Origin of the sequence: Rhodococcus sp. NPDC006774 (assembly GCF_040636045.1) — a bacterium.
GTDB lineage: Bacteria > Actinomycetota > Actinomycetes > Mycobacteriales > Mycobacteriaceae > Rhodococcoides.
Window position 1 is genome coordinate 90554 of the sequence record NZ_JBEYIW010000005.1, and the last position, 21392, is coordinate 111945.

The window sequence follows — 21392 nt, forward strand, 5'->3', positions numbered from 1 at the left end:
ACACTAGTCATCTCAGCCGAAGTGCCAAGTAGAACTCGATTCTGTCCTCCAGTCGCGACAGATCGCGGCCGGTGAGTTCCTCGATGCGCTGGATGCGATATCGGACGGAATTGACGTGCATGTGCAGTTGTTCGGCACATCGCGTCCAGGCACCGTTGGTGTCGAGGTACACCGACAATGTCTCCACGAGATCACTGTTGTGCAGGTCGTCGTAGTCGACCAGGGGAGTCAGCAGCCTCGAGGTGAACATGCGTCGCACGTCATCGGGTACGTTGGCGAGAAGTATTGTCAACGTGGCCAATTCATCGTGCCCGACGACGCAGCAGTCCGAGCCACGGCGCTCGGCGAGCCGGCGGGCGTAGCGCGCTTCCTCGATCGCGCTTCGGATGTCGGCGGGCGCGGTGGGAGCGCTGACACCGATCGAGGTGCCGCTACCGATCAGCCCCGGCGCCAACGTGTGGACGGCCCGCCGAACCGAATCGGTTCGATCGGTTCTCGCCTCCACCAACGCGATGGCCTCGTCGTCGACGATTCCGACCGTGATCTCCAACGGTGCCAGCACTTCTCGCAGCAGCGGGCGTAGCTCACCGAGGCGCAGGGTCTCGCCGGATGTGGCCACAGCCACTGCAGCGTAACGTGTTTCGATATCGAGTCCGATGACGTGCATCTGGGCGAGGATGTCGGCGGCCGTCGCGCCCCCGACGATCGTACGCACGAATTCCTGCGCCAGTATTCCCGAGCCCGACAGGCGATCGTCGACGCGGCTGCGCTCCACGGCCACGATCGACGCCAGCTGCCCGGCCAGGGAGAGCCTCGGCGCATCCCATGTCTGCCAATCGCTTTCGAAGGCCACGAACCAATCCACGACCCGCGGTGCGGACTCTCCATCGACGGCGAACACCGAGACTCTCTGCTCTCGGCAGTACCGCGGCAGCCGCACCGACGACATGAATTCCTGCGCCACGGCTTCGGTGTCCGGCGGATTGTCGGATCCGGCGAGTACCCGTCCCGACGCAGTGACGACCCAGCAGTTCATGCCCAGATCGGAGCTGACCATCTCCAGCAGCGGACCCAGCCCGCCGCCCGGGCCGGCACTTGCCACGAGGCGTCGATGCCGGTCGAGCACGAGGCTCAGGTCCGAGGCTCTCGCCGTCGACAGTTGCCGGACCACGCTCTCGGTGACGGTGGCGAAAGCGATGTCGGCGGGTACACGAAAGAGCGGCAGCCCGTGCTCGAGGCAGGCGTCGACCAGATCGTCGGGCACGACGCCGTCGTCGGATGCCGCCAGCGCCGAGATCCCGGCCTTGGACACCGCCCGTACGAACGTCCTCGAGTCCTCGGGGCCCGTCCGCCACATCAGGCCGGTCAAGACCAGTTCGCCCCCGCTGAGGTAGCGGCTCGGATCGAGCATGTCGGTGGTCACGACCCATCGGATGGTCGGATCGAAGTGCTCGGGAGTGACGATCGGCTGCAGTTTCAGATCGGCGAGACCAGCCAGATCACGCAGCCTCACGGTGACATCGACCTCCTCTTCGTAGGATCCTCCAAAACCTACACTGTGATCGGCGTCATACTTCGTCGTTCTTGTCTCTCGTTCCCAACGCCCCAGGCCGCTGTACTGGGTGAACACGAAGCAGGAGTGGAGCCTGCAGGAACGACCCGATGAAGAAGACAGCGAGCGGAGTACCGAACATGGATTTTCTGCGACCACAGACCTGGGGCGACGCGTTGGCCGCGAAGGCCGACGATGTCGACGCGGTGCCCATCCAGGGCGGCACCGACGTCATGGTCGAGATGAACTTCGACCTGCACCGGCCGGGCGCATTGCTGGATCTGAACCCGATCACCGAACTCACCGAATGGGAACAGCTTCCCGACGGGACGCTACGGGTGGGCGCAGGCGTGCCCTACGTTCGCATCATCACCGAGCTCGGAGACATGCTTCCCGGCATCGCCCAGGCCTCCCGCACCGTCGGTTCACCGCAGATCCGCAATCGCGGCACCGTCGGCGGCAACCTCGGTGGCGCGTCACCCGCAGGCGATCTGCACGCGCCTCTGCTCGCGGCGGGCGCGACCGTGGAGGTCGAATCGGCCGAGCGCGGTGTACGCATGATTCCCGCGACCGAGTTCTACCTCGGCGTCAAGCGCAATTCCTGCCGGCCGGACGAACTCATCCGCGCCTTCCACGTGGCACCGGCAGCGGGACCGCAGTACTTCTCGAAGATCGGCACCCGCAACGCCATGGTCATCGCCGTCTGCTCGTTCTCGATCGCGCTGTTTCCACAGGAGGGTCGCGTCGGTACCGGTCTCGGCTCCGCTGCGCCGACGCCGCGCCGGGCTTACGATGCCGAGAACTACCTCGCGGCCGAACTCGAGTGGGACGGTGCCCTCGATCCTGGGGTGTCGGAGGAATTCGGCCGATTGGTCAGTGCGGCAGCAAGTCCCATCGACGACGTACGAGGCACTGCCGATTACCGCAAGCACGCCCTGTCCGTGATGGCCCGGCGAACACTGGGTTGGGCATGGCGAGACCTCACAGCCGCACGGAAGGTGGCCTGAACATGCGAGTCAACTGCACCATCAACGGAAAAGACATGGAAGCCGACGACGTCTGGGAGGGCGAGAGTCTGCTGTACCTGTTGCGCGAACGCATGGGACTACCCGGATCCAAGAACGCGTGCGAACAAGGCGAATGCGGTTCGTGCACCGTCTATCTCGACGGCATTCCGGCGTGCGCTTGCCTGGTGGCAGCCGGTCAGGTCGAGGGCCGCGAGATTCGTACCGTCGAAGGCCTCGCCGACGGCGAGAAGCTGGACCCGATGCAAGAAGCGTTCGTCGAATGCGGTGCCGTCCAATGCGGCTTCTGTACGCCGGGACTGGTGGTCCAGGCTCACGACCTGATCGAACGTGTTCCCGACCCGTCCGACGCCGAGATCCGTGAATCTCTCGCCGGAAACCTCTGCCGCTGCACCGGATACGAAAAGATCCTGGATGCCGTACGGCTCGCAGCAACTCGAAAGGCCGAAGCCAAATGACCACGGTGATCTCGGGCGCCTACATCGCTCCCATCGTCGGGGACGAGATCCCCTCCGGATACCTCGTCGTCGAGGGCACCACGATCAGCGCCATCGGTTCGGGCCCGGCACCGGTGATCGCCGGAGCCGAGACGATCGACGCGTCCGGCTGCCTCGTCACCCCAGGCCTGGTGAACACCCACCACCACCTGTACCAGTGGGCGTCCCAGGGCCTGGCCAAGGACAACACGCTCTTCGAATGGCTTGTCGCACTATACAAGCCGTGGTCCAAGATGGACGCCGAGGTCGTCGGCGGTGCCGCCGCTGCCGGTCTCGGTTGGCTCGCGAAATCGGGCTGTACCACCAGCACCGATCACCACTACATCTTCCCCAAGGGCCGAGGCGACCTGTTCGCGGCCGAGATCGACGCCGCACAGCGAATCGGCGTGCGGTTCCAACCGTGCCGCGGCTCGATGGACCGGGGTGTGTCCGACGGCGGTCTGCCACCGGACGAGGTGGTCGAATCGCTCGACGACATCCTCACCGCCACGGCCGAGGCCATCGACACCTATCACGACGCCTCCTTCGGTTCGATGCTCCGCATCGCGGTCGCACCGTGCTCCCCGTTCTCCATCAGCAAGGAGCTGCTCGTCGAGTCCGCCACCCTCGCTCGCGCCAAAGGTGTTCGGCTGCATACTCATCTGGCCGAGACGCTGGACGAAGAAGAGCACTGCCTCGCTCAGATGAACTGCACCCCGGTCGAATACATGGAGCAGGTCGGCTGGCTCGGTGACGACGTGTGGTTCGCCCACGCGGTACACCTGCACGATTCCGATATCGCGAAGATGGCGGCCACCGGTACCGGTACCGCCCATTGCCCGAGTTCCAACGCTCGGCTCGGTGCGGGCATCGCCCGTATTTCCGACCTGCTCGCCGCCGGCGCACCCGTCGGCCTCGGAGTCGACGGCTCGGCCTCGGCCGAAATGGTGCCGCTGGCCGGCGAGGTCCGCCAGGCGATGTACATGCAGCGCGCCAAGTACGGACCGACAGCACTGACGGCGCGTCAGGCACTCGAGATCGGAACGCTCGGCGGTGCAACGGTACTGGGCCGACAGAGCGAGATCGGTTCGCTCGAAGTCGGCAAGCTCGCCGACATCGCGATCTGGCGCACCGACGGCTTCTATTCGGCGGTGGACGATCCCGTCGTCGCGTTCGCGTACGGGCAGACACCGCCGCTCGCGCGGTTGATGGTCGGTGGACGGACGATCGTCGAGAACGATGTCTTGACCAGCGCACCGCAGGACGAAATCGGCCGCGCCGGAGCCGACGCGCACCGTCGCCTGATGAAACTCGCGGAGGACGTGCTGTGAGCGCCCCGACCACCACACCCCGGCAAGCTCCCGCCGACATCCCCGCACCGGGACGCGGCCGCGTCGGCGACAGCCCGCTGCGACCCGACGGAACACTGAAGGTCAAGGGCGAGTTCGCATATTCGTCGGATCTGTTCATCGACGGCATGCTCTGGGGCGCAACGCTCCGAAGTCCGCATCCGCGCGCCAAGATCGTCTCGGTCGACATCTCGCAGGCTCTCGCCACACCCGGCGTCGAGGCGGTACTCACCCACGACGACGTGCCGGGACGCAAGTGCTTCGGGCTCGACCACACGTGGGATCAGCCGGTACTGGCCTTCGACGAGGTCCGGCACGAAGGTGAACCGATCGCGCTGATCGCGGCCGATCATCCCGAGACCGCCCGGCGCGCAATGGAAAAGATCGTTGTGGTGTACGACGTTCTCGAACCTCTGACCGACGCCCGACGCGCAGCACTGGACCCGGACTACCCGAAGGTGCAGGAACGCGGCGGGGTGGCGCGCCATCAGCCGGTGCGTGTCGGCAACGTCGCCGCCGCCCGCGCGACCGCTGACGTGATCGTCAGCAGCGACTTCGCCGTCGGGATCCAGGATCAGGCATTCCTGGGACCCGAATCGGGACTGGCTGTTCCGGCCGAGGACGGCGGCATCGACCTCTACGTCGCAACCCAGTGGATGCACAACGATCTGGCCCAGATCGGGCCGTGCCTCGGCCTCCCCGAAGAGAAGATCCGGATGACGCTCGCCGGCGTAGGCGGAGCATTCGGTGGCCGCGAGGACCTGTCGATGCAGATCCACGCGGCGATGCTCGCCATGCACACCGGCAAGCCCGTCAAGATCGTCTACAACCGCTACGAGTCGTTCTTCGGACACGTCCACCGCCACCCCGCGCAGATGCACTACGAGTACGGCGCGACCCGCGACGGCAAGCTTGTGTTCGCCGATGTCGAGATCATCCTCGACGGTGGCGCGTACACCTCGGCCACCCTCAACGTCGTCGGCAACGCAGCCTCACTGGGCGTCGGACCGTACGTCATCCCCAACATCGAGATCGACGCCTACGGCGTGTACACGAACAATCCACCCTGCGGCGCGATGCGTGGATTCGGCGCAGTGCAAGCATGTTTCGCATACGAGTCGATGATGGACAAGCTCGGCGAGGCCTGCGGTATCGGCCCCGTGGCCATCCGGCAGATCAACGCGGTCAGCCAGGGTTCGATCCTCGCAACCGGCCAGGTCATCGAAGCACCTGCCCCACTGGCCGAGATGCTCGCCCGAGCCGAGGCGATGGAACTGCCTGCCCCCGTGGACGCGTCGGACATCCGTAATCTACCGGGCGGGGCGTCGCAGACCACCCACGGCGAAGGCGTCGTACGCGGAATCGGATACGGCGTCGGCATCAAGAACATCTGCTTCTCCGAGAACTACGACGACTACTCCACCGCGCGTGTTCGACTGGAGGTGATCGGCGGTGAGGCAACAGCATTGGTGCACACAGCCGCTGCCGAGGTCGGTCAGGGCCTGGTGACGTTGGAGGCGCAGATCGCACGCACCGAGCTCGGCGTCACCAAGGTCGTCATCCATCCCGCCGACACCAAGGTCGGTAATGCCGGCTCCTCGTCCGCGTCGCGGCAGTCGTACATGACCGGCGGCGCAGTCAAGACCGCGTGCGAGGCTGTACGCGAGGCAGTGTTCGTCCTGGCCGGCCTCTACCTGGGCCGCGCGGTTGCCGACCTGAGCCTCGACGGCGGCAAGATCGTCTCGGCCACCGACGGTGTGCTGGCGACCATCGAGGACGTTCTCGGCGAGCGGGTCATCGAGCAGACACGTGAATTCCACCATCGCCCCACCAGCGGAATGGATCCGGTCACCGGACAAGGAGCGAGCCACACCCAGCTCGCACTGTGTGTCCATCGCGCCGTGGTGGACGTCGACGTCGAACTCGGTCTGGTCAAGGTCGTCGAGATGGCGGCCGTGCAGGACGTCGGCAAGATTCTCAACCGACTGTCTCTCGAAGGCCAGATCCACGGCGGCACAGCGCAGGGCCTCGGTCTCGCGGTGATGGAAGAGATCGTCGTCGTCGACGGTCTCGTGAAGAATCCGTCGTTCACCGATTACCTCATTCCGACGATTCTCGACATGCCGCCCATGAAGCTGGACATCCTCGAGAACCCGGATCCCCTGGCACCGTACGGTCTTCGCGGGGCGGGCGAGCCACCCACCCTCTCCTCGACCCCCGCCGTGGTCGCGGCCATCCGCAACGCCACCGGGCTCGCGTTGACCCGCGTGCCCGTCCGACCCGAACACATCATCAACAGCTGATCCGAGTTCCATCCCCATTCGACGAAACCTTCTCCGGCACAACCGCACCGACGCCAACTCCCCCGGCACGTCGGCCCGGACCCACGCTCGACGAGGTTGATCACGCCCTGGGAGGGCCGATCATGACCGACGTACGCACATCCAGCACTCGCCAAAGTGGACGAGGTCGATCCCAGATCGACAAGTTCTTCGACATCACCGGCCGGGGCTCCACGCTCTCCCGCGAAATACGCGGTGGTGTAACCACATTCGTGGCCATGGCCTACCTGATCGTTCTCATCCCGCTGATAATCGGCGACGCCCGCGACGTCACCGGGGCCACGCTCGATCCGGCGCAGCTGTCGACCATGGTGGCGTTGTCCGCCGGTCTGACGACCATCCTGATGGGCGTCGTCGGAAACGCGCCCCTCGCCATGGCGGCCGGCCTCGGGGTGACCCCGATCGTGGTGTTCCAGGCGGCCCCGTACATGACCTGGCCGCAGGCGATGGGGCTGGTGGTTCTCGAGGGCGTCGTCATCGTCGTCTTCGCTCTCACCGGCATTCGGCAACTCATCATGGATGCCATACCGCTCGTACTCAAGCAGGCGATCGGCGTCGGGATCGGTGCATTCATCGCGCTCATCGGCCTGGTCGACGCAGGGTTCGTCGGGCACCACGAGTCAGCAGCAACCGCGGTCACCCTCGGCACGTTCGGCAAACTCGCCGGCTGGCCCGTGTTCGTCTTCTGCGTCGGCCTGGTCCTGATGATCATGCTGTTCGTGCGGAAGGTGCCGGGCGCGATGCTCATCGGCATCTTCGTGGCCACCAACCTGGCGATCATCCTGAACTCGGTGTTCGACATCGAACCGGAGGCGTGGGGACCGGTTGTTCCGAAGGTGCCCGATTCCATCGTCGCCACACCACAATTCGACCTACTGTTCAACGTCGACCTGTTCGGCGGCTTCGCACGGGCCGGAATCGTCACGGCGTCGGTCGTCCTGTTCACTCTCGTTCTCTCGGGCTTCTTCGACGCCATGGGCACCATCCTCGGTGTCGGCGAGGAAGCAGGCCTGGTCGACAAGCAGGGCAGGATGCCGGGATTGAGCCGCATCCTCACCGTCGACGGCATCGGTGCCATCGTCGGAGGCGCGATCAACGGATCGGCCAACACGGCCGTCGTGGAGTCCGCGGCCGGAGTCACCGAAGGTGCCCGGACCGGTCTTGCCAGCGTTGTCACCGGCGGATTGCTGACGAGCCTGATCTTCTTCACCCCGCTGGCCGGCGTGGTCCCCGTCGGTGCCGCTGCTCCGGCCCTGGTTCTGGTGGGCGCGCTGATGATGACGCACGTACGCAAGATCGACTGGGAGAACACCGAAATCGCGATCCCGGCCTTCCTGACCATTGTCCTGATGCCCTTCACCTACTCGATCACCGTCGGTGTTGCAGCAGGTGTCGTCTCGTACACCCTCGTTCGCCTCGCCAAAGGCAAAGCACGCCAGACGCATTGGCTGCTGTACCTGATGTCGGGTATCTTCTTGGTCTACTTCGCCCTGCACCCGATCGAAGAAGCGTTGGGAATCTCGTAACGTGAAAGAAATTGTCGATCGTCTGTCCGCCTGGGACCACGCAGGCGTTCCCTACGCGGTGGCGACGGTCATCGCGGTATCCGGAAGTGCTCCACGGCTTCCGGGTGCTGCGATGGCGGTGTGCGCCGACGGTGAGGCAGTCGGCAGCGTCTCCGGTGGCTGCGTCGAAGGCGCAGTGTACGAGCTGTGCCGCGAGGTTCTCGAGACCGGCGAGTCCAAGCGAGAGTCGTTCGGCTACAGCGACATCGATGCCTTTGCGGTCGGCTTGACCTGCGGGGGAGTGATCGAGGTGTTCGTGCGCCTGGGTCCTCCGCGGGCCGTGCTCGCGGCCATCGCGTCGGACACTGCGGTGGCCACGGTCACGATGCTCGACGGCTCCGGGCAGTCGCTCGCGGTCTCGTCCTCGGCCGCTATGGGTACGACCGGTTTTTCGGACGTCGACGCGGTGGTCGTCGGTGAGGCGCTGGCGATGCTGGACTCCGGCGGTACCGGCATCCGGTCGGTGCGGTGCCGGCCTGACCTCGACGTGTTCGTACAGTCCTACGCCACTGCACCGCGGCTGCTGATCTTCGGGGCAATCGACTACGCCGGAGCACTTGCCCGGGTGGGCAAGTTCCTCGGGTATCACGTGACGGTGTGCGATGCGCGCCCCGTGTTCGCCACTGCTGCACGGTTTCCCGACGCCGACGAGGTCGTCACCGAATGGCCGCACAGCTACCTGGCGCGAACTATGGTCGATGCCCGGACGGTGATCTGCGTACTGACGCACGATGCCAAATTCGATGTGCCGCTGCTCGAAGTGGCCCTACGGTTGCCCGTTGCATTCGTGGGGGCGATGGGATCGCGCAGGACTAACGACGATCGCGCGGCCCGGTTGCGCGAAGTCGGTTTGACCGAGCAGGAGCTCGCACGCCTGAAGTCGCCGATCGGCTTGGACTTGGGTGCGAGAACTCCGGAGGAAACTGCGCTGGCCATCGCGGCGGAATTCGTGGCCGTGCGACGTGGGGGTAGCGCGCTGCCTTTGACACGTACGGCGGGCCCGATCCACCACGACGAGGCGAATGCGAAATACGCGTAAGCCTTCGATGTAGACAACGTCCCGTCGTCAACCTTCCACTTCTGCCCGGCACCCCGGCCGGATCGCCACATCTATACCCCCTGCGCTTCGACTCCCCGCGCAAGACGTGGTTAGTGAATCCACCTGGACCGCCGATCAGGGGTCATCCCCCCGGCACTCTCCCTTCCACCCGAGATTGCCTGCTCGAGTCGCCTGAATCGGCACTTTCGGTTCTTGTCGGTGGCCCGGGTTAGTCTTCTTTCAGTTCGAACGCACGTTCTGAATTGTTGCTCACCGGGGGGTGAAAAAATGGGTGCAATACCGACCGTGTCGCTGGAGGCGTTGACCGCTGCCGCGCGTGAGGAGAACCGGCATGCGGCCCGCAAAATCGCCGCCTGCTACACCGTGCACTGCGACTGGATCACCCGCGACACCGAACACAAGCACTACAGCCGATACGGACGCACCGAAATGGCTGTCGCGTTGGGCTGCTCGGCGACCGTCGCCGAATCGTATGTATCCATCGGCGCAGCCCTGCACACCCGACTCCCACTGCTACGAGCAGCGTTCGAGACAGGGGAGATCGACCTCCCCCGAGTGCGGACCGCATGCCGGATCCTCGACAACCTCTCCGACGCCATCGTGAAGCGCGTCGAAGCCGAGGTCGTCGAGGCGGCGCGGAGGTCGTCCCCGGGCCCGCTCGAGCAGGCGATATGGGACATCCTGCTGCACGTCGCACCCGAGGAAGCAGCAGCGCTGCGGGAGTTCGCGAAGAAATTCCGCACCGTCACCTACAGTCCCGCCGGCGAACTCGCCCGCATCCGAGCCGAGTTGACCGCACCCGAAGCCGCCGCCGCATGGCAACTCCTCGAAGAAATGGCCGACACCCTCTGCCCCAAGGATCCGCGCGGGAAGAAAGAACGCCTGTGCGATGCATTCATGGCCCGCATGCACGGCGAACCCCGACTGGCATGCCTGTGCCACCGCCCCGACTGCCCGAAGAACGACACCGTGTTGCCGGATAGGCGGGTGCCGTTGACGATGATCACCGTCGACATCGCCACCCTCATCGGACTACTCGCCAACCCCGCCTACCTCGCCGGACACGGTTCCATCGACCCCGACCTCGCGCAGGAGCTGGCACGCAACAGTCACTGGCAGATCCTGCTCACCGAGGCAGTCACCCTTGCCGAGAAATTGGGCCTGGCGGTGCAGAACCCGGAGACCGGGGAATGGGAAAAGACCTCGGACAGCGAAAAGGACGGGAGCCCAACAGAACCCGAGACGGGAACTGTGACGGACGAAGACAGAGACGCGGGCTCAGGCTCGGACATGGCTGCAGACTCGGCTGCGGATGCTGATGCTGATGCGGGAATTGAGTCGGCGACGGACTCGGGTAGGGAGGCTGATTCCTCGACCGATCGAAATTCGGCCAGTTCACCTGCACCTACAGCTGTACCTGGGAGCACCTCGGCAACCGAACCAGCAGCACCAGAGGCACCGGCAGATGAGACCGACGCGAGCCACGATGCCGAGAAGAACGACGAGTCCGCACCTACACCTGCTGCCGACCCGACGACGACTCCCAACCCAGGCGTCGCCGATCCTGTCCGGAAGCACGCAGCAACACGAGCTACTGCACCGCTGACCGACCCGCTGGCGGAAGCGACGTCGCACACCGGCCCTGAGGCAGTTGCATCGTCCGAATCCGCGTCAGCTTCACGCTCACCTGCGGAACAGCCATCGCCGGTACCAGGTATCGCACCGAACTGTCCGGAATCCGGTTCGCCCACAACCGTATGCGGCTCCACAACATCCGGTCCGACGTCAACCGACGGCCCAGCACCGGGAACAGGCTCGGCTGCCGCTGCCGCCAGCGACAACCCACGCCAACGCCGCCTGGGATCGCTGGCCTCCGCCGCAGCCCTGTTCTGCACCCACACCCCCGTCGGCCGGGGCACACGGCACAGCTCTGCCCTCGACCTCCCGACACTGAACCACGCCGCCCTGAACCACGCCGCCCTGAACCAGTCGGGACTCGGGCGTTCGGGCAACCGCACCGGCTGTACAGCCAGTGGCATCTACCTCGGCAACGCCTCCCTCGCCGCAGCACTCGAAGCCGCGATCGCCGCCGACCCCACCCTCGGCACATCCGTCGCCCGCGACCCGCTCACCGACCGCGCCCTGATCTACCGACCCGACACCCTCACGACCGCAGCCGTCCGACTACGCGACAAACACTGCCGATTCCCCGGCTGCCACCGACCCGCCGCACGCTGCCAACTCGACCACATCACCCCCTTCGACCACACCAACCCACTCGGCGGAGGCTGGACCACCGTCAACAACCTCCAATGCCTCTGCGAATACCACCACACCGTCAAAACCGCCGGCTACTGGACCGCCACCATGCTCCCCGGCGGAGCCATCCTCTGGACCTCCACCTCGAAGACCACCCGAATCACCCTGCCCACCAACGGCACAGCCGTACCCATCCTCGGCAACGACCTCACACCACACATCCCCACCCGACCGACCCGATCCGGCATCATCGCCTACCCCGACCCACCCGACAACCAGGACCCCGAGACCGACGACACGTCAACACCGCCGTTCTAGTTGCGCGCCAGCAATCGCCCGGTCGAGGATTCCGACCCCGCGATCCACGACCGTCGCACCACACCCGACAGACCCAGCCGATCGTAGGCAGTCACCGGGTTGCGGTGGTACAGCTGCGCAACGTCGACGGTGAACCTCTCGTTGGGAGCGAACGCCACAAGGTCTGCAGCGCTTCCGATTTCGATGCGCCCCCGATCTGTCATGCCCACCTGGTCGGTGGTATTGGTGGCCATCCACCGCACGATGTCGGTCAGCGCGAACCCACGGGCACGCGCCTCCGTCCACACCGCAGCCAGCGACACCTGCAACGACGCGATCCCACCCCAGGCATCACCGAAGTCTCCGGTGTCGAACCTCTTCAGATCGGGAGTACAGGGGGAGTGGTCGGTCACGATGGTGTCGATCGTGCCATCGGACAAACCCTGCCACAACAACTCTCGGTTGCCGGCTTCGCGGATCGGCGGGCAGCACTTGAACTGGGTAGCCCCCGCCGGCACGGCCTCGGCGTCGAAACACAGGTAGTGCGGACAGGTTTCGACGGTTACCCGCACCCCGTCGCGCTTGGCCGCCGCGATCATCGGCAACGCATCGGCACTCGACAGGTGCAGAATATGCACCCGACACCCCGTCCGACGAGACAACTCGATCACCTGCTCGATGGCCCGGTTCTCGGCCGCACGTGGACGCGATTCGAGGAATCCCGAGTACTCACGGCCCGCCGCCGACGGTGCCTCGGCGATCACCTCGGCGTTCTCGGCGTGCACGATCATCAGCCCGTCGAACGACGCGATCTCGATCAGAGCCTTCTCGAGCTCCGGAATCGTCAGCGGCGGAAACTCGTCCACCCCCGACGCGAGCAGGAAGCACTTGAAGCCGAAGACACCCGCATCGTGCAGTGGTCTCAGCTGGTCGACATTCCCCGGCACGGCACCGCCCCAGAATCCGACGTTCACCACCGACTGATCCGCCGCCACCCGACGCTTGATATCCAAGGCCGCAACGTCAACCGTCGGGGGGATGCTGTTGAGCGGCATGTCGACGATGGTGGTGATGCCACCAGCCGCGGCAGCCCGGGTGGCGCTGGCGAACCCCTCCCATTCGGTACGTCCTGGCTCGTTCACGTGTACGTGGGTGTCCACCAAACCCGGCAGCAGCACCTCATCCGGCCCGAGCTCGACCACCGCCGCCGCAGATACGCGCGCATCCACGGAGTCGATTGCCACGATGCGCCCGTCGGACACGGAGATCGAGGCCGCAACCTCCCGTCCGCCGATCACCGCCCGCGAAGCGCGAACAACCAGATCAGACTGCACTGGAGACACTCTGGAGCTCGGACGACTTCCATGCGACATCTGCCGCATCGAGGGCTTCGGCGTCGAGCTCCCCGAACAATCGCAATCGGGACAGTCCGCCGTCGGGGTACACGTCCAGTCGCAGGTGCGTGTACGCGTCGGCCTCGTTCAGCAGGAACCGGTGGCGCGTATCCGGTTGAACCGCGGTGCGGGGCAGAATCTCGCACCACGCCGTCGGGTCTGTGATGTGCCGACGACGAGAATCGATGGCGCTGAGCCGGATCCACCCCGGTGCGTTGCCGACGTAGTAACTCGTATCGACCTCGACGTGGCGCGGGGTGCCGGGCGACGCGAGCGCGAACACTGCGAAGTCGTTGCCGCCGTTGCGTCGTCGGGAATTCTCCCAGCCTTCGCCCATGTTGCGAGCCCGCCCGGGCAGGATGATGTTGGCCGGCGAGGAGTAGAACGCATCGGAGCAGTCGGTGAGCCGAGCGCCGTTCTCTGCGGCGAGCAGGTCGACGGTGCCTGCCAGGAACCGCGGATCCTGCACCACCTGACCGTGGACACGGAACCGGGCGACGCCGCCGTCGGGGTAGATCGACAGCCGCACATGCGTCCACCGGTGCCGATCGGCCACCGCGTACGTGTTTGCAGTGTCACCGACTGCGGGGGACTTGTCGACGATGCTGTACCACTCCGCATTCTGCACATCCTCGATGGAGGGATAGCCCTCGATCGACGCCGCCTCCACGGAGACGAACGGCGGGTAGTTACCGGTGAAGTGAGCGGTGTCGACGACGACGCCGTGCACGATGCCCGGGGAGCCCAGTCGCACGATCGCCCAGTCGTGACCGCCTTCGTCACGACGACGCCGAGTCTCCCACCCGTCGTACACCTTTCCCTTGTGGCCGAAGTCCGCGGGATCGAACAGCGGAGCATCGGGCTTGATCAGGTTCTCGCGCTGGGCGAACAGCTCGTCGTTCGCCGCCGAGACGCTGCCGCCGAGCGCCCGGGAAGCCAGATCGGTGAGCGTGGTGAAATCGGTTCCGGTCATGAAGTTCCTTCCAAAATGTGTGTGGTGGCCAAGGTTCGGCCGACCTCGTGCAACAGCCTGGCCGCGTCACGCATCGAGATCTGCGCGTCCGGCTCCAGGTCGGTCAGTGCATAGGAGGCGGTGATTCCGTAGGGGCGCAATCGATCCATGCCGACCACGCTGCGTCCCGCAACGGTGATCACCGGAACACCGGCCGCACGCGCAGCGTGCGCGACACCGATCGGTGCCTTGCCGTGCAGGCTCTGTTCGTCCAGCGACCCCTCGCCGGTGACGACCAGATCGGCCGACGCCAGAGCGCTGCCGAAGTCGATCAACTCGAGCACGGTCTCGATCCCCGGCTTGGCCGCAGCACCGAGTACGGCCATGGCACCGAAGGCGGTTCCGCCGGCCGCCCCGGTGCCCGCCAGACCGCTGAGGTCACGGCCGATTGCGTTGCGCACCAGATGCGCCCACTGCCGCATGCCGTGTTCCAGATACAGCAACTCCTGCGGTCCGGCACCTTTCTGCGGGCCGTAGACGGCCGCGGCTCCGGTGACACCGAGCAACGGATTGTCGACGTCGCAGGCCAGCTCGAACACCGCATTCCGAGCCGACGGCAACAAGCCGCTCAAGTCGAGGTGGACTGCACCGCGCAGCGGACCACCGCCGAGCGCGACGTCGTTGCCGTCGGCATCGAGGATCCGCGCACCGAGTGCGACGAGCATTCCGGCACCGCCGTCGGTGGATGCGCTGCCCCCGAGTCCGACGACGATTCGCCGCGCACCTGAAACAGACCCTGCACCTGCCTCGAGTGCGTGTGCAATGACGATGCCGAGCCCGAATGTGCTGGATCCCAGAGCATCCATCCGTCCGTCGGGCAGGAGCTCGAGCCCGACCGCTGACGCCAGTTCGACGACCGCGGTATCACCCCGGCGAGCGTACGAGGTATCGACTGGTTCACCGGTCGGTCCCGAACAGGTCACTGCCACTCGGTCCCACGCGGCGGCGACGGCAGCATCGACGGTGCCGTCACCGCCGTCGGCGACGGGCAGGCACACCGTCTCGAGTGACGGGTCGACCGCAACCAGACCCTCGGCCAATGCCCGAGCGACCTCGGCTGCCGACAGGGAGCCCTTGAACTTGTCCGGAGCGAGCAGAATTCGTGTCATCTCTAGTCCAGCAGAAGTAGCGCGGTGGGTGCGTCCGCCGAGGTGTTGGCCAGTTCCTCGAATTCACCGACGTTGTCGATCTCGGTGCCCATCGAGATGTTGGTGACCCGCTCGAGGATGATCTCGACGACGACGGGAACCTTGTGCTCGTTGGCCAGAGTCCTGGCCCGCACGAGCGCCTCACCGATGAGCTCGGGCTCGGTGACGCGAAGCGCTTTGCAGCCCAGCCCTTCTGCCACCTGCACGTGGTCGACGCCGTAGCCCTTGGGGATACCGGGCTGAGTGTCCACGGTGTCCTGGTGGTTGATGTTGTCGAATCCCAACTGCACGCAGAAGTCCATGTCGAACGCGCGCTGCGCCTGACGGATCAGCCCGAGGTACGAGTTGTTCACCACCACGTGCACGTACGGCAGATTGAACTGCGCACCGACGGCCAGCTCTTCGATCATGAACTGGAAGTCGTAATCTCCGGACAGTGCAACGACATTCGCCTTGGGATCGGCAGCCACCGCACCGAGCGCCGCGGGAATGGTCCAGCCGAGCGGGCCGGCCTGCCCGCAGTTGATCCAGTTGCGCGGGGAGTAGACGTGCAGGAACTGACCGCCCGCGATCTGGGAGAGGCCGATTGTGCTGATGTAGCGGGTATCGCGATCGAAGACCTTGTTCATCTCCTCGTACACACGCTGCGGCTTGATCGGCACGTTCTCGAAGTGAGTGCGGCGATGCATCGTGCGCTTGCGGGTCGCACAGTCCTCCACCCAACCCGAGAGATCGCGGAGGGTACCTGCGGCACGGCGCTCCTCGGCGACGGCCACGAACTGCTCGAGAGCCGCCTTGGCGTCGGAGATGATGCCGTAGTCCGGTGCGAAGACGCGTCCGATCTGGGTCGGTTCGATGTCGACGTGGACGAACTTCCGGCCCTTGCGGTAGGTCTCCAGGCCGCCGGTATGCCTGTTGGCCCAACGGTTTCCGATGCCGAGCACGAAGTCCGAGGCCAACATGGTTGCGTTGCCGTACCGGTGTGCGGTCTGCAAACCGACCATGCCTGCGGCGAGGCGGTGATCGTCCGGGATGGTGCCCCAGCCCATCAGGGTCGGGATGACCGGCACGTCGAGGATCTCGGCGAGCTGCACGAGCAAGTCGGAGGCATCGGCGTTGATGATGCCTCCGCCGGCCACGATCAACGGGCGCTCGGCAGCCAGCAGCATGTCGATGGCCTTCTCGGCCTGAGCACGCGAGGCGACGGGCTTGTGCACGGGCAGCGACAGGTACGTCTCGGGATCGAAGTCGATCTCGGCCAACTGCACGTCGATGGGCAGATCGATCAGCACCGGACCGGGGCGACCGGAGCGCATCAGATGGAACGCCTGCGCGAAGGCACCGGGAACCTGAGCCGGCTCGAGCACCGTCATCGCCATCTTGGTGACGGGTGCCGCGATCGACGCGATGTCGACGGCCTGGAAGTCCTCCTTGTGCAGCCGCGCCACCGGGGCCTGGCCGGTGATGGCGAGGATCGGAATCGAGTCGGCCATGGCCGAATACAGCCCGGTGATCATGTCGGTGCCGGCCGGGCCGGAGGTTCCGATGCAGATTCCGATGTTGCCCGGTGCGGCCCGGGTGAAGCCCTCCGCCATGTGCGAGGCACCCTCGACGTGGCGGGCCAGCACGTGGCGGATGCCACCGTGATTGCGCATCGCCGCGTAGAAGGGGTTGATGGCCGCACCGGGGAGACCGAATGCGGTTGTTGCACCTTCGAGTTCGAGGATCTTCACTGCGGCATCGGCCGCACGCATCCTGGCCATGTCAGTTGTCCTTGCTTGTGGTCGGGGATCCCGAGAGCCGAGCGACGCCGCGGTACAGCGCCGAATGATCCAGGCCGCCATCGCCGTTGGCTCGGGCCGAGGCCATCAGCTGCGCCAGCACTGCGCCCATGGGAATCACGACGCCCGCCTCGCGAGCGGCCGAGGTGACGATGCCGAGATCCTTGTGGTGCAGGTCGATGCGGAACCCGGGCTCGAACGAGCGGTCGAGCATCTTCTGGGCCTTCTGGTTCAGCACGGCCGAACCGGCGAGGCCTCCGCCGAGAACCTCCACCGACGCGGCCAGATCGACGCCGTAGGCCTCGAGGAACGCGATCGCCTCGGCGAGCACCTGGATGTTGCCGGCCACGATCAACTGGTTGGCCGCCTTGACCGTCTGCCCGGATCCGCTCGGACCCACGTGCACGACGGTCTTGCCGACGACGTCGAGAATCGGCTTGGCCGTGGCGAAGTCGTCCGCGCTGCCACCGACCATGATCGACAGAGTCGCGTTCTCGGCACCGGCCTGGCCACCGGAGACCGGGGCGTCGAGGATCCGGAATCCGCGTGAGGACGCGTCGGCAGCCAACGTGGCGGTGACGTCGGGACGGATGCTGGAGAAGTCGATGATCAGCGCGTCGCGTCGAGCATTGTCGAACACCCCGCCTTCACCGGCGAGAACGTCCTGCACATCCGGGGAGTCGGGGACCATGATCGCGACGATGTCGGCGTCGTGGACGGCCTTGGCGATCGAGTCGGCTGCGGTGCCGCCGGCGTCGACCAATGGACCCGTGCGGTCGGGGGTCAGGTTGTAGCCGACCACCTGGTGGCCTGCCTTGGCGAGATGAACGGACATGGGACTGCCCATGATCCCGAGGCCGATGAATGCAATGGTGCTCATGAGAAATCCCTACTTGGTAGTGGTGGCCAGTTCGAGCCACGCGAACGGATCCGGCTGGGTGGCTTTGTATTCGAGTCCGACGTAGCCGTCGTAACCCCGCGCTGCGAGGCCGGCAAGTTGTCCGCCGAGGTCGAGCGATCCGGTGCCCGGTTCTCCGCGGCCGGGGGAATCGGCGATCTGTACGTGCGCGATCAGGTCGTGGTGTGCCTCGAGCGCTGCGGGAACGTCCTCTCCGTTGACGGCGAGGTGGTAGAGGTCGGCGAGCAGGCGGAGGTTGTGTACGTCCTGTTCACGGGCCACGCGGCGAATGGTCGCGACGGCTCCGGCGGCAGACTTCAACGGGTAGGCGGGTGCGCCGCTCACGGGCTCGATCAACACGACCGCACCGATGTTCGCCGCGGCCTTCCCGGCGGCGGCCAAGTTCTCGATCGCGACCTCGTCCTGGTCGAGCGGATCGACGCCGTCGATGCGGTTTCCGTACAGGGCGTTGAACGCTGTGGTGCCGAGTTGTTCGCCGATGCCGACGGTCGCGGCGATGTTGTCTCGGAAGGCCTGCTTCTGCGCTGGATCGGACAGAATCCCACGATCGCCTGCGGGCATGTCGCCGGCCGCGAAGTTCAGTCCGGTCAGCTGTACCCCGGCATCGCGAATGGCGGACACGAATGCGGTGACATCGGCGTCCGAGGGCACCGGGCCCCCGAACGGCCACCAGAATTCGACGGCGTCGAAGCCGGCGTCCCGGGCACGCTGCGGTCGATCGAGCAGAGGCACGTCGGTGAAGAGGATGGAACAGTTGACGGTGTATCGGAGTCGAGAATCAGCAAAGATATTCATGCACAGTGCCTTTCAGTTCTGAGGTTGAGGCAGTCCGCGGTATCTACGCCAGCTGCCTGCGTAGGTGATGTCGGTCAGCTCGTCCGGTTGCGCATCGAGCACCCCGGGGCGTAGGCCGACGCCCAGGACCGAGCGCCCGTCCTCGAGCGCCACCACGGTGAGTTCGAGTTCCGGCGGTTCGTCCGGCAGGAATGCGGTTCGGATGTCGTCGAGAGGAATGTCGTACAGCTCACCCTCGATGGCCGCTCCTGCGGTGTGGTCGAGCAACAGTGCCGGGAACTCGTCACGCACCGAGAAGAAGCGGTAGTTCGGGGTGGTGCGCACTGTCCCCACGAACGGGTGGGACGAGACGTTGTGGTGCAGGCTGCCGCCGCGCATCGCACCACCGTTGCAGAAAAGCTCCGTCATGAAGTCGTTCCTCTCGGGCTCGAACGGTCCGGACTGAAATTCCGCCATACGGAATATTGATTCCGTTCTGTGGTTCGAGTGTGGCGTGCGCCACGCGGATCTGTCAATACCCGGGCACCCGGACAGCTCGAGCGAAACGTCCAATACCGCAGTGCAGCAATGCTGCAGAGGTCGAAGCGAGCAGCCTCGGATCAACCCTTGACAGTGGATGTGATCGGTGTCACGCTCATTCAGTGGAATCATCATTTCGTATTGCGGAATTAGGGACAGCCGGGGTCGTGGCCGATCTGAACACGGCCTCCGAGACCGAAGCGGCACGCACGCTCTCGCTCTGCCTCGATGTGCCTCGCTGGGTCGAGGGAGTTCTGAGCGCCCGGCCGTTCACCGACGTGCAGGCTCTGCGCCACGCCATTCATCGCGCTGCCGCACCATTGACAACCGATGAAGTGCACCGCGCACTCGCCGTGCATCCGCGCATCGGCGAGAGACCAGACGGCGACGACGCAAGCGCTCAGCACGCGAGCAACGAGCAATCCGGCGTCGACATCTCCGACGCGACCGTCGAACAGCGGCTGAGAGCAGGAAATCTGGCCTACGAGAACCGCTTCGGGCAGGTGTTTCTGATCAGGGCCGCCGGCCGGGATGCCGACGCAGTTCTCGACGCTCTGCACAGCAGGCTCGGCAACGACCCCGAGACCGAGGCCGTCGTCGTCGAACACGAACTGCGGGAGATCGCCGAGATTCGCGCAACAGGAAGTCTCGGCGATGTCTGACCCGAAGAGCCATGTGACCGCCCACGTACTCGATGCGGCGAGAGGCGTTCCTGCGCGGGGTGTCTCGATCGTCCTCGCCGATCACCACGGTATCCACGTTGCCGACGCCGTCACCGATGAGCAGGGCAGGGTCGGAGCGCTCGGCCCCACCGAACTGGAACCGGGCACCTACCGCCTCACCTTCGCAACCGGTGCGTACTTCGCGGCCCAGCACACCGAATGCTTTCACCCCGAGGTCGTCGTCACCTTCGAGATCACCGCACCCGACCAGCACTACCACATCCCACTTCTGTTGAGCCCGTTCGCTTTCACCACCTATCGAGGGAGCTAGAACCCATGACCATCGTGCTCGGAGCAAACCAGTACGGCAAAGCCGAATGCAGACTCGTCCGCATCGACCGCGAGACTCCTCGCCACCGCATCACCGACGTCAGCGTCACCTCGCAGCTGCGCGGCGACCTCGAGGCCGTCCACACCGAGGGCGACAACGCCCACGTCGTCGCGACCGACACTCAGAAGAACACCGTGTACGCGTTCGCGCGGGACGGTATCGGCGCGATCGAGAGCTTCGCACTTCGTCTCGGGGCGCACTTCACCGGCAGTTTCGACTGGATCACCGGCGGACGCTGGGAAATCGAGCAGTACCAGTGGTCGCGGATCGCGAACGGTCAGGACGGCTACGACCACTCGTTCGTCAAGGCGAGTGACGAGAAGCGGAACACCATCGTCACCGTCGATGGCGAGAACATTTCCATCGTCTCCGGAATCAGCGACCTCGTGGTCCTCAATTCGACGGCGTCGGAGTTCTGGGGATACCCGAAGGACCGGTACACCACGCTGAAGGAGACCACCGACCGAATCCTCGCCACCTCGGTCAGCGCGCGCTGGCGGTACCTCACCACCGAGCTTGATTTCGACAAGACCTTCGACGACGTCCGCTCCATCATGCTCGACGCGTTCGCCTCCACGCATTCTCTTGCGTTGCAGCAGAGTCTGTTCCAGATGGGCAAGCAGGTTCTCGAAGCGCACCCGGAGATCGGCGAGATCAAATTCTCGATGCCCAACATCCACCACTTCCTCGTCGACCTCGAGCCGTTCGGACTCGACAACCCCGGTGAGGTCTTCTACGTCGCGGATCGTCCCTACGGTCTGATCGAGGCCACGGTGCAGCGCGACGATGCCCCGGACGCAGGCCGCGCCTGGGATACCGTTCCCGGATTCTGCTAGGAGCGCCGCC

General features: G+C 65.5%; 18 protein-coding genes. 10 read left to right on the forward strand and 8 right to left on the reverse strand.

What is annotated here, in order from left to right; all coding sequences use genetic code 11:
• Window positions 1-7: 7 nt before the first annotated feature.
• The gene (locus ABZ677_RS09700) at window positions 8-1513 is read right to left on the reverse strand and encodes a helix-turn-helix domain-containing protein (protein WP_358368746.1); all 1506 of its coding nucleotides are present in this window, start codon (window positions 1511-1513) and stop codon (window positions 8-10) included.
• A gap of 149 nt (window positions 1514-1662) precedes the next feature.
• On the opposite strand from ABZ677_RS09700, the gene ABZ677_RS09705 reads away from it, so the two are divergent.
• The 7 genes from ABZ677_RS09705 (at window position 1663) to ABZ677_RS09735 (ending at window position 11946) form a co-directional block, all read left to right on the forward strand.
• Window positions 1663-2559 (forward strand): FAD binding domain-containing protein, encoded by an 897-nt coding sequence (locus ABZ677_RS09705; protein ID WP_358368749.1) that lies wholly within the window; start codon window positions 1663-1665, stop codon window positions 2557-2559.
• A 2-nt stretch (window positions 2560-2561) separates the two neighbouring features.
• Complete coding sequence (locus ABZ677_RS09710) at window positions 2562-3035, forward strand: (2Fe-2S)-binding protein (RefSeq protein WP_037194935.1); 474 nt, start codon at window positions 2562-2564, stop codon at window positions 3033-3035.
• A complete protein-coding gene (locus ABZ677_RS09715) occupies window positions 3032-4384 on the forward strand; it encodes an 8-oxoguanine deaminase (RefSeq protein ID WP_170945817.1) in 1353 nt (450 codons plus the stop codon). The genes ABZ677_RS09710 and ABZ677_RS09715 overlap by 4 nt, the downstream gene beginning before the upstream one ends.
• Window positions 4381-6705 carry a molybdopterin cofactor-binding domain-containing protein gene (locus ABZ677_RS09720; protein ID WP_358368753.1) on the forward strand — a complete coding sequence of 775 codons (2325 nt, stop codon included), beginning with the start codon at window positions 4381-4383 and terminating at the stop codon, window positions 6703-6705. Before ABZ677_RS09715 ends, ABZ677_RS09720 begins: the two co-directional genes overlap by 4 nt.
• 122 nt (window positions 6706-6827) lie before the next feature.
• Entirely contained in the window at window positions 6828-8270 is a 1443-nt protein-coding gene (locus ABZ677_RS09725) for an NCS2 family permease (RefSeq protein ID WP_358368756.1), read from the forward strand.
• A gap of 1 nt (window position 8271) precedes the next feature.
• Window positions 8272-9348, forward strand: coding sequence for an XdhC family protein (locus ABZ677_RS09730; RefSeq protein ID WP_358368759.1), 1077 nt, complete (start codon window positions 8272-8274; stop codon window positions 9346-9348).
• 288 nt (window positions 9349-9636) lie between these two features.
• Window positions 9637-11946: a DUF222 domain-containing protein gene (locus ABZ677_RS09735; RefSeq protein WP_358368762.1), complete on the forward strand. Its 2310-nt coding sequence runs from the start codon at window positions 9637-9639 to the stop codon at window positions 11944-11946.
• On the opposite strand, the gene allB is transcribed toward ABZ677_RS09735, so the two are convergent.
• The 7 genes from allB to ABZ677_RS09770 are packed head-to-tail and all read right to left on the reverse strand — an operon-like array spanning window position 11943 to window position 19382.
• Window positions 11943-13298, reverse strand: a complete 1356-nt coding sequence (allB, locus tag ABZ677_RS09740; protein WP_358368765.1) for an allantoinase AllB — start codon at window positions 13296-13298, stop codon at window positions 11943-11945. The genes ABZ677_RS09735 and allB overlap by 4 nt on opposite strands.
• A complete protein-coding gene (gene alc / locus ABZ677_RS09745; protein ID WP_358368767.1) occupies window positions 13249-14292 on the reverse strand; it encodes an allantoicase in 1044 nt (347 codons plus the stop codon). The genes allB and alc overlap by 50 nt, the downstream gene beginning before the upstream one ends.
• The gene (locus tag ABZ677_RS09750) at window positions 14289-15440 is read right to left on the reverse strand and encodes a glycerate kinase (RefSeq protein WP_358368770.1); all 1152 of its coding nucleotides are present in this window, start codon (window positions 15438-15440) and stop codon (window positions 14289-14291) included. The genes alc and ABZ677_RS09750 overlap by 4 nt, the downstream gene beginning before the upstream one ends.
• 2 nt (window positions 15441-15442) lie before the next feature.
• A complete protein-coding gene (gene gcl / locus ABZ677_RS09755) occupies window positions 15443-17242 on the reverse strand; it encodes a glyoxylate carboligase (RefSeq protein WP_358368772.1) in 1800 nt (599 codons plus the stop codon).
• A 1-nt stretch (window position 17243) separates the two neighbouring features.
• Window positions 17244-18140, reverse strand: a complete 897-nt coding sequence (locus tag ABZ677_RS09760; protein ID WP_094740392.1) for a 2-hydroxy-3-oxopropionate reductase — start codon at window positions 18138-18140, stop codon at window positions 17244-17246.
• 9 nt (window positions 18141-18149) lie between these two features.
• Entirely contained in the window at window positions 18150-18974 is an 825-nt protein-coding gene (locus ABZ677_RS09765) for a TIM barrel protein (RefSeq protein ID WP_358368775.1), read from the reverse strand.
• 12 nt (window positions 18975-18986) lie between these two features.
• Complete coding sequence (locus ABZ677_RS09770) at window positions 18987-19382, reverse strand: gamma-glutamylcyclotransferase (RefSeq protein ID WP_032385160.1); 396 nt, start codon at window positions 19380-19382, stop codon at window positions 18987-18989.
• A 278-nt stretch (window positions 19383-19660) separates the two neighbouring features.
• Here ABZ677_RS09770 and uraD point away from each other — a divergent pair, with 278 nt between their 5' ends.
• Genes uraD through pucL form a run of 3 tightly spaced genes read left to right on the forward strand, consistent with a single transcriptional unit; the run spans window position 19661 to window position 21382 of the window.
• Window positions 19661-20155 (forward strand): 2-oxo-4-hydroxy-4-carboxy-5-ureidoimidazoline decarboxylase, encoded by a 495-nt coding sequence (gene uraD / locus ABZ677_RS09775; protein WP_358368779.1) that lies wholly within the window; start codon window positions 19661-19663, stop codon window positions 20153-20155.
• The gene (uraH, locus tag ABZ677_RS09780; RefSeq protein WP_358368783.1) at window positions 20148-20486 is read left to right on the forward strand and encodes a hydroxyisourate hydrolase; all 339 of its coding nucleotides are present in this window, start codon (window positions 20148-20150) and stop codon (window positions 20484-20486) included. Before uraD ends, uraH begins: the two co-directional genes overlap by 8 nt.
• A gap of 5 nt (window positions 20487-20491) precedes the next feature.
• Entirely contained in the window at window positions 20492-21382 is an 891-nt protein-coding gene (gene pucL, locus ABZ677_RS09785; RefSeq protein WP_094635000.1) for a factor-independent urate hydroxylase, read from the forward strand.
• The last annotated feature ends 10 nt before the right edge of the window (window positions 21383-21392 follow it).